Genomic DNA, 13514 nt, shown 5'->3' with positions numbered 1-13514 from the left:
CAAAAGTGCTGACTGATTGAGCAGAATTGCTGCGATCGCCTACTTTTGCCCTTTTGCATCCCATGCCATACGCCCTCTTCACTCCGCTCTCAACTGCTTCAACTCCGCCTCCGCCCGTTGCTTGAGCGTCGGATCACCCAATCCCTTGAGCGCGGCTTTCAGATCATCAATCGCCTTCTGCTTCATGAGGTAAGTAGGAAAGCACAATTATTTGTAGGATGGGTTACGCTACCGCTAACCCATGCGTAGGTTGGGTTTTATGCTTCAACCCAACCTACGCCCATCTTATATTTAATTTCACCACCTACTTAATAAGACCAGAAGCAGCTTTGAGCGGTCAGTTGATTCGCGTCAACCGTCCTGCTTGATATCAGCTACAGCGCAATCCCCCAGGCTGCCAAAACGGTTTTAATGCCTGCCGTAATGGTGGGCAAGTATTTCTCAGAGAACTCCAGCAGCCCATTGCCACGCTTGACGATCGTCGGCAACGCATCCAACGCATCACCTGCGCGTTCCAGCAGATCAGGATTTTTACGATCGCCCCCCAACTTTGCGATCGCATCGACATGCTTCAGCGCTTTCTCTTTGTCTTTTGCGTCCAAGCCAGCGTCGGGTGTTTCGATCGCCGTTTTCAATTGCTTCAGCAGGTCTGCCAGCTTCAGTGCGTCAGGGTCTTTGGTGGCTTCCAATTGACCGAGGGTGAGGGTGAGCGTGCCGCTGATGTCGCCGCCTGCTGCACCCGTGATTTCTTTGCCTGCCACGCCGCTATTGTCGCCGCCTACCAAACTATTAATGCCGCCTGTCACGTTGTTTAGTTCGATGTTGCTGCGTTTGTCTGACATAGGATCTCCTGTGAATTGAGCGTTGGGAGCGTTGAGGATTGGTCTGCTGAATTGGTCGGTTTGATGATAAACGAAGCCTTGCAAGAACACGGATTGCTCTCGATAGACGGTGAGTTGCCCTTCAGCATGGGCTAACTTTTGCTGCGCTGCCTGCTCTGCTTCTCGTGATGCCGCCAGTTGTTTATGCAACTCGTAGTCGTGCGTAAACTGCGCGTGCATTGGCGCTTTGTCCGCTTCAGGATTGGCAACGGCTAGTTTGACGAACCGATTGCCATCGCCTACATCCACCAGCGAATGCAGCGACAAGCCTGCATCCTCGTACTCCGTGAGCAAATTTCGCAGTGCTACATCAAACGCCTGCGGTTCAATGCCATTGTGAAAAAGAAAATCGAGCGTATTTGAAACCAATGTATCTGAGAACTGGCGCACCAGCTTCGCAAAATCTCCTGGCTGGAAGATACCGCTGGCAGGTCTACGTTCTTGCTGGTTTGGTTCTAAATAAATGTAGTCACAACGCACATCATTGAAGCGAGTCGCGGCATTGATTCCCCAATGTTGAATGCAGGCTCCGGTTAAGACAGCATGAGAAAAATCGGTGCCTAATGCCTGTGTGCTTTCTAAGTGGGCGTGTTTTAAGTTAGCGTTCTGCAAATTCGCATCATTCAAGTTTGCCCTCAGTAAATTAGCGCCCTCTAGCTCAACCCCTGCCAGGTGAAGGCGCTGTAAGTTGACTTGGCTGTAATCTTGACTGCAACCGTTGCGGCTTGTGCAGAGTGCCCGGATGGTGTCATTAAAGTCGTTGGGGAATTTGCATCGAGCAAACGAGACGTGAGTCCAGTCCACAAAGTCAAGGGTTGCATTTGAAAAATCAGCATTATGAATAGTGGCATCAGAAAACCTTGCATTGGTCAGATCAGCAGCCTCGAAGATAGTGCCACGTCGATAGCGAATCGTTTTGATTTGCTCTCTAAACCAGTAGATGGCGAATCCAGCAAAGAGAATTGCAACACTACCCCCAGCAATGCCTTCCGCTATTGCGCCTCTGCAAAAGGCAGAGATTGCAGCGATAGCGAGAGCGCCAGCGACGACGACAGCAATAGCGAAAAGGACAACGCCAGTGCCAGTGCCAGCGACAACGACAGCGAAAACGCCAGCGACGGCGAAAAGGACAACGGCAGCGACAGCGAAAAGGGCAACGGCAAAGGCAGCGATGCCATTGGTAGCTAAAAAGACAGCGAAACCGACAACGAGAACGAAAATTTCAACAAACTGGAGTATAAGTTGCTTACGGCTTTGCCCAGTTTTAACTTGCTGAAAGTCTGCGCCTGCTAACATAGCATCGCTGAAATTGCAGCCTCGGATGTCAGATTTGCTGAAGTTTACGTCTGCAAGGTTTTGCTGCTTGAACGATCGGTTTTGCAAATCTTGCTTATGGTAGTGCAGTTGGGGCATGGGGGCGCAGAGCAGTGGGTGCAGCAGGCTTCTCGTTCATTATTGCCTTGCCAAAAGATTTCGTCATCATAGTGGTCAGGGCTGACGCAAACCTCGGAGATTTATAAAACCTCCGAGGTTTAGTCCGGGACAATCCTGATGCATTGCCATACATTGCGATCGGATCACGATTCATTACAAATGGATCGGGTCACATTACCAATCGATCGGGTCACAATCCTTCTGCATTGCGTCGCATTGGCATTGTGTCGGGTCACAATCCTTGTGTATTGCCCCACAATGCTGTTGTAATGGGTCACATTGGCAATGTATCGCCTCGCAATCGCATTGTGTTGGGTCACGTTGCTTTTGTATGGCATCACAATGCTTCTGCATGGACTGACATTGCTTCTGCATGGACTGACATTGCTTTTGTTAGCTCGACGCGCCATCCCGTTCGCATCCCAACCGCGCGTCGTGGCAGAATGTATCAAAGTTAAACACACGTAGCTGCTCCCATGACCGCCGCAACCCCAAATCTGCCCAGCCAATACGACCCTGCAACCGCCGAAGCCAAATGGCAGCATTTATGGGAGGCAAACGCGGTCTTCAAAGCTGACCCCAATCATCCCGGCGAACCGTACTGCATCGTGATTCCGCCGCCCAACGTCACGGGCAGCTTGCACATGGGTCATGCCTTCGAGCATTCCTTAATTGATGTGCTGATTCGCTATCACCGGATGCTGGGGCGCAACACCCTCTGGCTACCGGGCACCGACCACGCCAGTATTGCCGTCAGCACCATTCTGGACAAGGAACTGAAGGCGCAGAAGAAAAAGCGGCAGGATGTGGGGCGAGAGGCATACCTGAAACGCGCCTGGGAGTGGAAAGAAGAATCGGGCGGCACGATCGTCGGTCAATTGCGCCGTTTGGGGCTGTCGGTAGACTGGTCGCGGGAACGTTTCACGATGGACGAAGGCTTGTCTGAAGCGGTGGTAGAAGCGTTTGTGCAACTCTATGACGAAAAGCTGATTTATCGCGGCGAGTACCTCGTCAACTGGTGCCCTGCCACGCAATCCGCCGTGTCGGATACCGAAGTGGAGAACCAGGAAGTCAACGGGCATCTGTGGCATTTCCGCTATCCCCTTACGGATGGGTCTGGCTTTGTGGAAGTGGCAACCACACGCCCCGAAACGATGCTGGGCGATACGGCTGTGGTGGTGAATCCCAACGACGATCGCTACAAATCTCTAATCGGCAAAACGCTGACCTTACCTCTCGTGGGTCGGCAGATTCCCATCATTGCGGATGAGTACGTCGATGCCACCTTTGGGACGGGTTGCGTGAAAGTCACCCCTGCCCACGACCCCAACGACTTTGAAATGGGCAAGCGCCACAACCTGCCGTTCATCAACATCATGAACAAAGACGGGAGCCTGAACGAGAATGCAGGCGCGTTTCAGGGACAAGATCGCTTTGTGGCGCGGAAGAACGTCGTTGCGCAGTTGGAGTCAGAAGGCTTCCTGGTCAAAACTGAGGACTACAAGCATACGGTGCCCTATAGCGATCGCGGTAAGGTGCCCGTTGAGCCGTTGCTTTCAACCCAGTGGTTCGTCAAAATTCGCCCGATGGCAGACCAGACGCTGGAGTTTCTGGATGGTCAGCAGTCACCCGCCTTTGTGCCCGATCGCTGGACGAAAGTGTACCGCGATTGGCTGGTGAGCCTGCGCGACTGGTGCATCTCGCGCCAACTCTGGTGGGGGCATCAAATTCCGGCCTGGTATGCCGTGAATGAAACAGGCGGCGAGATTCAAGACAACACGCCGTTTGTGGTGGCACGGAATGAGGCAGAGGCAAGGGAAAAGGCGATCGCCCAATTCGGTGCAGACGTTAAACTCGTCCAAGATCCCGATGTGCTCGACACCTGGTTCTCATCGGGACTGTGGCCCTTCTCCACGCTCGGCTGGCCCGAACAAACCGCCGATCTCGCGCGCTACTATCCCACCACCACGCTCGTCACAGGGTTCGACATTATCTTCTTCTGGGTCGCCCGTATGACCATGATGGCAGGGCACTTCACCGGAAAAATGCCCTTTCAAACCGTCTACATTCACGGCTTGGTGCGGGACGAAAACAACAAAAAGATGTCCAAATCCTCCAACAACGGTATCGATCCACTGTTGCTGATCAACAAATACGGCACCGATGCGGTACGCTATACCCTCATCCGCGAAGTCGCAGGGGCAGGGCAGGACATTCGCCTGGAATACAACCGCAAAACCGACGAATCCGCCACCGTCGAAGCCTCCCGTAACTTTACGAACAAGCTGTGGAATGCATCCCGGTTTGTGTTGATGAATGTGGGGAGTGGGAGTTTGGGAGGCAGGGAGGCAGGGGAGGCAGGGGGCAATAATCAAGAACCTTTTCATCCTTTATCCTTTATCCTTCATCCTTCATCCTTCACCCCCACACCCCACACCCTCGAACTCGCCGATCGCTGGATTCTCTCTCGCTTCCACCAGGTGACGCAGCAAACCCGTGACGCGATCGACCATTTCGGTTTAGGAGAAGCCGCCAAAGGGCTGTATGAATTTATCTGGGGTGATTTCTGCGACTGGTATATCGAGCTAGTGAAGCCGCGCTTACAGGGCGATGATGCTGAGTCCAAACAGACGGTTCAACAGGTGCTAGTCTTCGTTCTGGAAGGCATTCTCAAGCTGCTGCATCCGTTCACACCGCATATTACAGAAGAGATCTGGCATACGCTGACGCAAGCAGGCGACGATCGCTATCTGGCGCTGCAACCCTATCCTGAGTCGGATACTAGCCTGATCGATCCTGAACTAGAGCAACAGTTTGATTTGCTCATCGGCACCATTCGCACCATTCGTAACTTGCGTGCCGAAGCGGAGATCAAGCCAGCGGTGAAAGTGACGGCGATTTTGCAGACTGAGAGCGATCGCGAACAGCAAATCCTTAATGCAGGTCAGGCTTACATCAAAGACTTGGGGAAAGTAGAAACGCTGACCATCACGACCATCAATGATGCCGCGCAGGTAGCTACCGATGCGTCTCAGGCGATCGCGGGTGTAGTCGGCACGGTGCAGGTGGTGATTCCACTGGCAGGTGTCGTTGACTTGGGAGCACAACGCATTAAGATTGAACGCGATCTAAAACGGGTGGAGGCGGAAATTCAATCTCTCTCTGGTCGTCTCAGCAATCCGGGGTTTGTCAACAAAGCGCCTGCGGATGTCGTTGAGAACGCACGGGCAACCCTGGCAGAAGCTGAGAAACAAGCAGAGCTTTTGGGCGATCGGCTCAGCAAACTTTAGTGCTTCTACAGGCACCCAAACACCAGCTCCAGTCTACCAACATGTGTTTCTTCCTCAACTTTAGGACGGAAGACTCAGAACACCACAAGGGGCAATGCGCTTCTCCTCCTACCGACAAAGCCCAACTGTCTCAGCATGTAGGTTTAATCCAACCCTACATTTTTTGGGGCTAGCAGCAACAGGTGGAGTCTGTGTCTTGCGATCGCATTACCCCGGCAACGATTGTTTAGATCTCTGGCAACTTCACGCTACGGTAGTAGGATATGTTGGGCCTCGTCGTTACGCACCCTTAAGCCTGGTTTCGGTGCGTGACGCTGTCGCTTTTCTTGAATGCCGAAGGCTATACGGCACCCTCTAACTCATGTCGTACCAGATTAGATTGAAAATGCGACACATTTTGTAGGGGCAAGGCATTGCCTTACTGACGTGGAAGCAGCTGTAGGATGGCTACTAGGGTTCAGAATTTGATGAGGCATTTGATGAGTCTTCGGAAACCAACTCTGCTTGTTGTGTAGCTTCCTCTGAAGCACAAGTTGGTTTCAACGCTTTTTGGGCAAGCCGTGTAGTGTAAACAGCCGCACCCATCGCCAAAACTACCCCCCCTGTTTGCAAGGCCAATTTTCTAGGCGTTAGCCCTTCTTGTAGGAGCGCAATGCCAAACGAGCCTAAATAAACGTACAGAGTGATGACAGGCAACATACCTAACCATGAAAAGAAACAGTACTGCCAGAAATTGACTCTTGTACAGCTAAACCCATAATTGAGAATGTTAGAAGGAACTAGCGGCGAGAGGCGAGTGAGCAACAATATCTTCCACCCCTTCTTACCAACAGCTTGATCAAGCTGGGCAAAACGAGGGTGTTTACTAATCCACTTTTTAATTCGTTGTCGAGCGATTGTACGACCCAAGAGGAAGCAGACGATCGCGCCCAAGGTATCGGCGATCGAAACGGTGAGAGTGCCTTTAGCTAACCCAAAAATTGTGCCTGCAACTAAAATCAGAAGAATGTTGGGAAATCCCAGCACGGTGGCAAACAGATACATGGCAATAAATGCAGGCATCGCTGCTGGCCCCAGCTTAGCCAGCCAGTCTTTCAAAACCGTAAACCAGTCTTTAAGAGGAAGCGTGCTGGCTAGTAGAGCAAGCAGTATACACCCACCAATTAGCAACCAGAATTTTCGGCTGCGAAGCCAATTTAATTTCATGTTTATATCAATTGTTAGCTTGCGTATGGGTGTAGCAATTCTGAACTCAGCCTTTCAATTGGTTATAAGCGAGAAGGGGATGCATACTTTCTCAAAAGAAAACAATTCAAAAGTTGTATAGCTTTATACACCTTTGCTTGTTTGGTAAAAACTGGCGTTGCTAGCCATATGTTTTAGGAAAACCGGAATTGAGTAAGTAATTCAGATCAGCATAAGCATTATATCTATTCAACTTTAAGCCGATAAGTACGATCGCTACTTTCTTTTGGAAAGGGGTCATCATCAATTCAGCCTCAAGATAGAATGCGCATCAGAAGTAAATGCCTACTCTTGTGAAATATGTGTTCAAGAGGGGAAAGTCATGCTATCAAACGATTTATTAAAACGAGCGACAAGATGGCCTCGATATTTCTCTCAAGATAATTCTGGACCCAAATCGCTGTGTCGGCTACTAAATAAGGAGATTATGCTATCAGATGAGAGATAGCGTATAACGCAATCAATAAAGGCATACACAATAAAAACATGCACCGGACTACAGCTTTACATGTGAAAAATGACACAGACATTATTTTCTTTGAAAGAGCCTGTGGAAGCGATAGAACACCCAGCGCAAAAGATAGAGGCTCAATCTATTAAAGGTTTTATTATTGCAATCACGATCTTAATATTGTGGCTTGTTAGTTTAATTTTTCTTCTTTCAGCCAATGTTTCTAATTTCAGTATTTGGCTAACTGGAAAAGCGTTGATCTGGCAGAGCCTCCTTTACACGGGCTTATTCATTACGGCTCATGATGCCATGCATGGAGCAGTTTTTCCTGTCAACCTTAAAGCCAACAATGCCATTGGCTCTCTGTCAGTATTCTGCTACGGATTATTCTCTTATCAAGAACTGCTTAGAAAGCATTGGTTACACCATAAATATCCCGCTACACAGCGTGATCCGGATTTTCACAATGGTAGCAGACCCAATGTTTTTATCTGGTATTTCCAGTTCATGAAGCGCTATTGGAACTGGAGTAGGACAGCAGTCTTAGTGCTCTCACTGGGTATCATCCATTATCTTTTGCATGTTTCTGAAGCAAATTTAGCGCTATTTTGGGTGATTCCTTCGATTTTAAGCTCAGTGCAGCTATTTTACTTTGGTACTTATTTACCTCATCGTGAACCAGATACTGGTTATAGCAATTGCCATCGTGCTCAGAGTACAACGTTTCCTCTCATTTGGTCGTTCTTGACTTGCTATCACTTTGGTTATCACGAAGAACACCATGAATATCCTCACGTTCCCTGGTGGCACCTCCCTAAAATTTACCAACTAAAGCAGACCAGACACTCACAGCGCTAAGCTCACTGAAGGAGAATCAGAAAGCATGGCTCGTAAAGCTTTCTGAAACATTGGCTTAGCTGACTCAGAGTTTCTAAGGTGTGCAGATTTTTACAGAGATAAAAAGTTTACCTGTTTTATTTGCTGGCAGTTTCACACAGATAGTCAATGAAATAGCCTTCATTTGTTGGTTGTTGAACTTCGCAACAGCTAATGTTATTGATAGCAAAAGTGGATAGGCAAACTCTGTTGCTGCCGATGATGCACAGAAGAATATAACTGGGATGTTCCCAACAGAATGTGCAGAAAATGGCACAGCAGTTGATCCACTGGTCTGGTCATTCAGCCATCTTTTTCTTTCGGAGTCGTTTACTGCTTTCTCACTGATCTCTCACCAGGATTGAAGGATATCTAAGATTGCGATCGTCCGTGCAGGCCTCGCCGGATGCTCAGCGGGTATCACCTGGCAAGCAGCGGACATGACCATGCGGTTACAGGTGTGGTGCCCTACAACGAAGTCCTGGCTTCGCTTAAGCAGTGATGGATTTAGCTTGAACCAATAACATAGGGGAGAAACGCACGCCGTATTTCTGATGCACCCCGCAGGCTAGGCTCGATCGTCGCTGTAAACCAGGATGGATCGCCCTTGAGAAAATGTGCGTGAAGATCAACACATTGCCCATAGCGATCTGCAGCGTCCTTAATCGCTGTATTAATGCGTTGGAGGTTTGTACGAGCGATCGTGGGATCAATCCCTGAAAAGTTGCGTCGATCGTCTCCCAGTGTAGGGTCATAGACTGTACCCAAGCAGACGGGACGAATGGGTAATTGCTGTACAAAGGCATCGAGGACACTGGCAAAGGTGGCGATTCCTGGGCCTGTATCCTGCATGAGTCCCCGCAGCAGATCATTACCGCCCACAGTGATCAGAGCGATCGCCTTCTCCTCAACCCTTAAACCCTGTACCTGAGCGGGCAAACCCGCAACCGTCGCCCCATCACGAGCACGATGTTCTAAGCGGGCCGATCCACGTGAAGTGAGGTCTTGACCCTTAAAGTCGGGAAACAGGCGATCGTCATTTTGCACAAGGAGCTGTCCTGGATGCACACCGAACTCGTTGTAGCGACCGCAATCGAGAATTGAATCACCAAATGTATAGAGAGTTACCATTAATTGTGCCCGTTGCTTACAGCCCAAAAGCGTTAGAGCCATTGCTCCTCCAACCGCTTGAATCCATCGTCGTCGTGTTAGGGCGCGTTATCAATTAAGCTCAAAAGCCTTGTGCCTCAGTCTTACCGCGCCCGTCCTCACAGATAGGCTAGGGGCTGGAACCCTTGCTGCCAGTTATGTGTACGAGTAATTGATGGCAGCCCCTAGTTGAAAGGTAGCCATCATACTAACCGTTTAAAGCAAAATTGAGTCAGGCGGTCTAATGATTTCAGCCATCTGCATCTCTTCTACGTTAGAAGAAGTGAATAAAGCAAATTAGATTTGCGGAATGAGCAACGAGTAGGCTGTAGTTCAAGGCTGCTCAAATTTTAGTGGCTTACAAGATGGTTATGAAGCGAGTATTGCGCTGGGTCATTGCGTGTTTAATGGTGTTGAGTTGCATCACGGCTGTTCGCTCTCAGGCGGTGCGATCGGGGTCGATAGCAAGCTCAGCACCTGAAGCTTCTCCCATTGCAGTGACTCAGACAACCAACTTGAGCCAGGAATTTCAAACCCTGGGAGTGAATGGCTCAATCCTCATTTATGATGCAACGAGCGATCGCACATATGAACATAATTCCAAGCGTAATACAACACCGTTCTTACCGGCATCAACGTTTAAGATTCTCAACTCCTTGATTTCGCTTGAAACAGGCGTGATTGCCGATGAAATCGCTGTTTTGACATGGGACGGCATTGCAAGACAGCTTCCTGAATGGAACCGTGACTTAAATATGAGAGAGGCAATCAAACTATCAGCCGTTTGGTTTTATCAGGTGCTTGCCCGTCGAGTGGGGCACGAGCGGATGCAGAAATGGGTGACGCAAGCGGGATACGGAAACCAGAAAATTGGCAATCCAGCCGAAATTGATCGCTTTTGGTTAGAAGGTGATCTTCGCATTACACCCCAACAGCAAGTTCAATTTCTTCAGCGCTTTTATAAGCATGATTTACCATTCTCTGAGCGATCGCTGGCGATCGTCAAAGATATTCTCGTCATCGAGAAAACGCCTGATTATACCATCAGGGCAAAAACAGGCTGGGCGGGGTTTGGTAGTCAAACAACCCCTCAAATCGGCTGGCTAGTTGGCTACTTAGAGCAAGGTAAAAACGTCTACTTTTTTGCCACTAATATTGACCTTCAGACCGAGGCTGACGCACCCAAACGGATGCAAGTTACACGCCGTTGCTTTAAAGCTTTGGGACTGCTGTAAGTGTTCGTTGTTTGCCTCCTGACCACCGCATTAGGATCTTCACGATCGCATCATTGCAGCGACCGCAACACAAGACAGCGCAAAACTCATCACCAGAGACGAAGTGCCTCGCGGTTCAGCCAGGATGGAAACAGTCTGGGGCTAAAAGCACAGCGATCACTCACAGCTATTGGCGACTGAGGCACGATCGCGGTTTGTTGTTGAGCTGAGTGATCGTATTTTGCCTCGTTTTCGTTAAAGGGGCGATCACTCTCAGCAAGTGCTTTATCCCAGTAGAGTTTATGGAAATTAACAGCGTTAACTGAGCGCTTTTCATAAAATTATGTAGCTGATCTTACTGAACAAATGCACATGGACGCTTCCGAGACGGATCGCGCTACGAATCGCGCGAGGGCGTTAACCGCTTTGGCTGCTACACGCTGGCGAGTGTCCCTTTGGCTGACCGTTGCCATGATGGTCATCTACTTTGGGTTCATTCTCCTGATCGCTTATAACAAACCGCTGCTGGGATCGTTGTTGGCACCCGGACTATCGCTGGGCATTTTGCTGGGAGCCTTGGTCATCGTTGCAGCGTGGGTATTGATTTATGTTTACATTCGCTGGGCAAACACCTATTACGATCGCCAACTTGCAAAGATTCAGGCAGGTGAACTGTGAATACAACGCTGGGACAGTTTAACTCACTGGCGATCGTCTTTTTCTTTCTGTTTATCGCCATTTCGCTGGGTGTCACTTATTGGGCCGCACAAAAAACCAAAAATACGGCACATTACTATGCCGCAGGTGGTAATGTGAGCGGCTGGCAAAATGGGCTGGCGCTTTCGGGCGACTTTATGAGTGCCGCGAGTTTCCTGGGCATTGCAGGTTTGGTGTCGCTGAATGGCTTTGATGGGCTGATCTATTCCATCGGCTTTTTGGTGGGTTGGCCGATCGTGATGTTTCTCATTGCCGAACCGCTCCGCAATCTAGGCAAGTACACCTTTACCGATGTGGTGGCCTATCGCTTGAAGCAAACGCCTGTGCGGGTAGCATCGGCGATCGGCACTTTAGCGGTTGTAAGCTTCTACCTCATCGCACAGATGGTGGGTGCAGGCAATTTGATCAAGCTGCTGTTTGGGCTTGAGTACGAACTGGCAGTGGTGATTGTGGGTTGTGTGATGCTGGCCTACGTTATTTTTGGCGGCATGATTGCTACCACCTGGGTGCAGATTATCAAAGCCGTGTTGTTGATGGCGGGTACGTTGCTGCTGGCAATCATTGTGCTGTCAAAGTTTGGCTTTAACCCGATCGCCCTTTTCGATGCCGCCTCTGTCAAATATGGCGCGACTGTTTTAGCTCCTGGCAAACTGGTGTCCAATCCGCTGGATGCCATTTCGCTGGGAATGTCGCTGATGCTGGGAACAGCAGGATTGCCACACATTCTTATGCGCTTCTACACGGTGCCCAATGCTAAGGAAGCGCGGGTTTCGGTGATGTATGCAACGGTGATTATTGGCATTTTCTACCTGCTCACCTTTATTCTCGGCTTTGGGGCAATGGTGCTGGTGGGGCAAGATCCCATCAAGGCGATCGACAAAGGGGGCAATATGGCAGCCCCGATGCTGGCAGAAGTGTTAGGTGGTGATGCGTTTTTAGGCTTCATTGCCGCCGTTTCTTTTGCAACGATTCTGGCAGTCGTCGCGGGACTGACGCTCTCTGGTGCTGCGGCACTCTCCCATGACCTGTGGGTCAATGTGGTGCGCGGGAGCCGTGCGGATGAAACGGAACAGTTGAAAGTGGCGCGTGCGGCGACGCTATTGTTAGGGGTGCTGGCGATCGTTCTGGGCATTGTTTTCAAAGGACAGAACGTGGCATACATGGTGGGCTTGGCGTTTGCGATCGCCGCGAGTGCGAATTTTCCTGCACTCCTGTTGTCGATGCTCTGGCGACGGTTCACGACCAATGGTGCAGTTGCCAGTATTCTGGTTGGCACGATCGTCTCTTTGGTGCTGATTTACCTATCGCCCACCATCCAGGTAGATATTCTGAAGCACTCAACAGCGATTTTTCCCTTAAAGAATCCCGGCCTGGTGACGATTCCACTTTCGTTTGCGGTGGGCATTATCGTATCGCTTCTCACCACTGAACGCGCTGCTGTAGAAGGGTTTGATGAAGTGGAACACCGGATTCATACGGGTGAGGTGGTGTAGGGAAAGGCTAAAGGATGAGGGATAAAGGCTAAAGAGTTGGTGCGATCGCACTTCCCATCGATCGCATTTTCAACGAAGTCCAACACCACTATCGATGTTGGGTTTTTGATTGTTGCAGTTATGAGTGGGTACGTATCTGCAATCCTGAGTACGGCTGCGACTAGCGAACGGATTGAGTACCATCAATGTAGTGCGATCATGATGGCTTGCAGGTATTTAGAGTCATTCTTCAACATCCAAAAGAGGAGAGAGTTCGTTGCTTTACAAAGTTCCCTTAATGCTCTCACCCCAGCCTGAAGGTGGTTTCACGGTGACATCCCCCCTGCTGCCTGAACTTGTTACAGAAGGCGAGACTGTCGAGGAAGCGTTAGAAAATGTCCGTGATGCATTAGCGGCTGTCGTGGAAGCGTATGAAGATATGGGGCGACACTTGCCGCTGAATATGCAGGTTGTGGATGCTGAACATTCGCTCTGGCTCGAAACCCTCGTGACGGCTCCATGAAGTACCGCGATGTTACACGTAAGCTAAAAGCACTTGGCTGTCAGGAGTTGCCTCGACGTGGTGGCGGTTCTCATCGTAAATGGTTCAATCCAGAGACACAGCAGGTTACCGTACTGCCAGATTGGGGCAGCCGTGATCTCAAACTTGGCACTGTGCGGGCTGCGATTCGACAATTAGGCATCGATTGGAATGCGTTTGATGATGCGTAGCGCCACTGATTATAAAACTGCTCTTCTCTAAATAAAGCGATCGCAGTCCTTTA

At 49.9% G+C, this 13514-nt stretch carries 12 protein-coding genes; 8 read left to right on the top strand and 4 right to left on the bottom strand.

Annotated features, from left to right (window positions below; translation table 11 throughout):
* Positions 1-374: 374 nt before the first annotated feature.
* Positions 375-2294: a pentapeptide repeat-containing protein gene (locus AC5JLP_RS19170; protein WP_496069543.1), complete on the bottom strand. Its 1920-nt coding sequence runs from the start codon at positions 2292-2294 to the stop codon at positions 375-377.
* A gap of 143 nt (positions 2295-2437) precedes the next feature.
* Here AC5JLP_RS19170 and AC5JLP_RS19165 point away from each other — a divergent pair, with 143 nt between their 5' ends.
* Both AC5JLP_RS19165 and AC5JLP_RS19160 read left to right on the top strand, forming a co-directional pair.
* Positions 2438-2773 (top strand): hypothetical protein, encoded by a 336-nt coding sequence (locus tag AC5JLP_RS19165; protein WP_496069542.1) that lies wholly within the window; start codon positions 2438-2440, stop codon positions 2771-2773.
* Between the two features lie 18 nt (positions 2774-2791).
* Positions 2792-5605 (top strand): valine--tRNA ligase, encoded by a 2814-nt coding sequence (locus tag AC5JLP_RS19160; protein ID WP_496069541.1) that lies wholly within the window; start codon positions 2792-2794, stop codon positions 5603-5605.
* 450 nt (positions 5606-6055) lie between these two features.
* On the opposite strand, the gene AC5JLP_RS19155 is transcribed toward AC5JLP_RS19160, so the two are convergent.
* Positions 6056-6811, bottom strand: a complete 756-nt coding sequence (locus tag AC5JLP_RS19155; protein WP_496069540.1) for a TVP38/TMEM64 family protein — start codon at positions 6809-6811, stop codon at positions 6056-6058.
* A gap of 556 nt (positions 6812-7367) precedes the next feature.
* Here AC5JLP_RS19155 and crtW point away from each other — a divergent pair.
* Complete coding sequence (crtW, locus tag AC5JLP_RS19150; protein WP_496069539.1) at positions 7368-8159, top strand: beta-carotene ketolase CrtW; 792 nt, start codon at positions 7368-7370, stop codon at positions 8157-8159.
* Positions 8160-8232: 73 nt separating this feature from the next.
* Here the strand turns inward: crtW and AC5JLP_RS19145 are convergent, their stop codons facing one another.
* Complete coding sequence (locus tag AC5JLP_RS19145) at positions 8233-8454, bottom strand: hypothetical protein (protein ID WP_496069538.1); 222 nt, start codon at positions 8452-8454, stop codon at positions 8233-8235.
* Between the two features lie 230 nt (positions 8455-8684).
* Positions 8685-9350 (bottom strand): SGNH/GDSL hydrolase family protein, encoded by a 666-nt coding sequence (locus tag AC5JLP_RS19140; protein ID WP_496069537.1) that lies wholly within the window; start codon positions 9348-9350, stop codon positions 8685-8687.
* A gap of 347 nt (positions 9351-9697) precedes the next feature.
* On the opposite strand from AC5JLP_RS19140, the gene blaOXA reads away from it, so the two are divergent.
* From blaOXA to AC5JLP_RS19115, 5 genes are all read left to right on the top strand, one after another.
* Positions 9698-10561 carry a class D beta-lactamase gene (gene blaOXA, locus AC5JLP_RS19135; RefSeq protein WP_496069536.1) on the top strand — a complete coding sequence of 288 codons (864 nt, stop codon included), beginning with the start codon at positions 9698-9700 and terminating at the stop codon, positions 10559-10561.
* Positions 10562-10912: 351 nt separating this feature from the next.
* Complete coding sequence (locus AC5JLP_RS19130) at positions 10913-11218, top strand: DUF485 domain-containing protein (protein WP_496069535.1); 306 nt, start codon at positions 10913-10915, stop codon at positions 11216-11218.
* Positions 11215-12750: a sodium:solute symporter family transporter gene (locus tag AC5JLP_RS19125; RefSeq protein ID WP_496069534.1), complete on the top strand. Its 1536-nt coding sequence runs from the start codon at positions 11215-11217 to the stop codon at positions 12748-12750. The genes AC5JLP_RS19130 and AC5JLP_RS19125 overlap by 4 nt, the downstream gene beginning before the upstream one ends.
* Positions 12751-13006: 256 nt before the next feature.
* Positions 13007-13252: a type II toxin-antitoxin system HicB family antitoxin gene (locus tag AC5JLP_RS19120; protein ID WP_496069533.1), complete on the top strand. Its 246-nt coding sequence runs from the start codon at positions 13007-13009 to the stop codon at positions 13250-13252.
* Positions 13249-13461, top strand: a complete 213-nt coding sequence (locus AC5JLP_RS19115; RefSeq protein WP_496069532.1) for a type II toxin-antitoxin system HicA family toxin — start codon at positions 13249-13251, stop codon at positions 13459-13461. The genes AC5JLP_RS19120 and AC5JLP_RS19115 overlap by 4 nt, the downstream gene beginning before the upstream one ends.
* Positions 13462-13514 lie beyond the last annotated feature (53 nt).

It is taken from the genome of Stenomitos rutilans, assembly GCF_059505485.1.
This window is presented reverse-complemented; position numbering and strand designations above follow the sequence as displayed.

Excerpts from the sequence above, each read along its gene's own strand:
- AC5JLP_RS19140 (WP_496069537.1), bottom strand. The coding sequence starts at position 9,350 with ATGGCTCTAACGCTTTTGGGCTGTAAGCAACGGGCACAATTAATGGTA.
- AC5JLP_RS19115 (WP_496069532.1), top strand. The coding sequence starts at position 13,249 with ATGAAGTACCGCGATGTTACACGTAAGCTAAAAGCACTTGGCTGTCAG.
- AC5JLP_RS19130 (WP_496069535.1), top strand. The coding sequence starts at position 10,913 with ATGGACGCTTCCGAGACGGATCGCGCTACGAATCGCGCGAGGGCGTTA.
- AC5JLP_RS19160 (WP_496069541.1), top strand. The coding sequence starts at position 2,792 with ATGACCGCCGCAACCCCAAATCTGCCCAGCCAATACGACCCTGCAACC.
- AC5JLP_RS19155 (WP_496069540.1), bottom strand. The coding sequence starts at position 6,811 with ATGAAATTAAATTGGCTTCGCAGCCGAAAATTCTGGTTGCTAATTGGT.
- crtW (WP_496069539.1), top strand. The coding sequence starts at position 7,368 with ATGACACAGACATTATTTTCTTTGAAAGAGCCTGTGGAAGCGATAGAA.
- AC5JLP_RS19170 (WP_496069543.1), bottom strand. The coding sequence starts at position 2,294 with ATGCCCCAACTGCACTACCATAAGCAAGATTTGCAAAACCGATCGTTC.
- blaOXA (WP_496069536.1), top strand. The coding sequence starts at position 9,698 with ATGAAGCGAGTATTGCGCTGGGTCATTGCGTGTTTAATGGTGTTGAGT.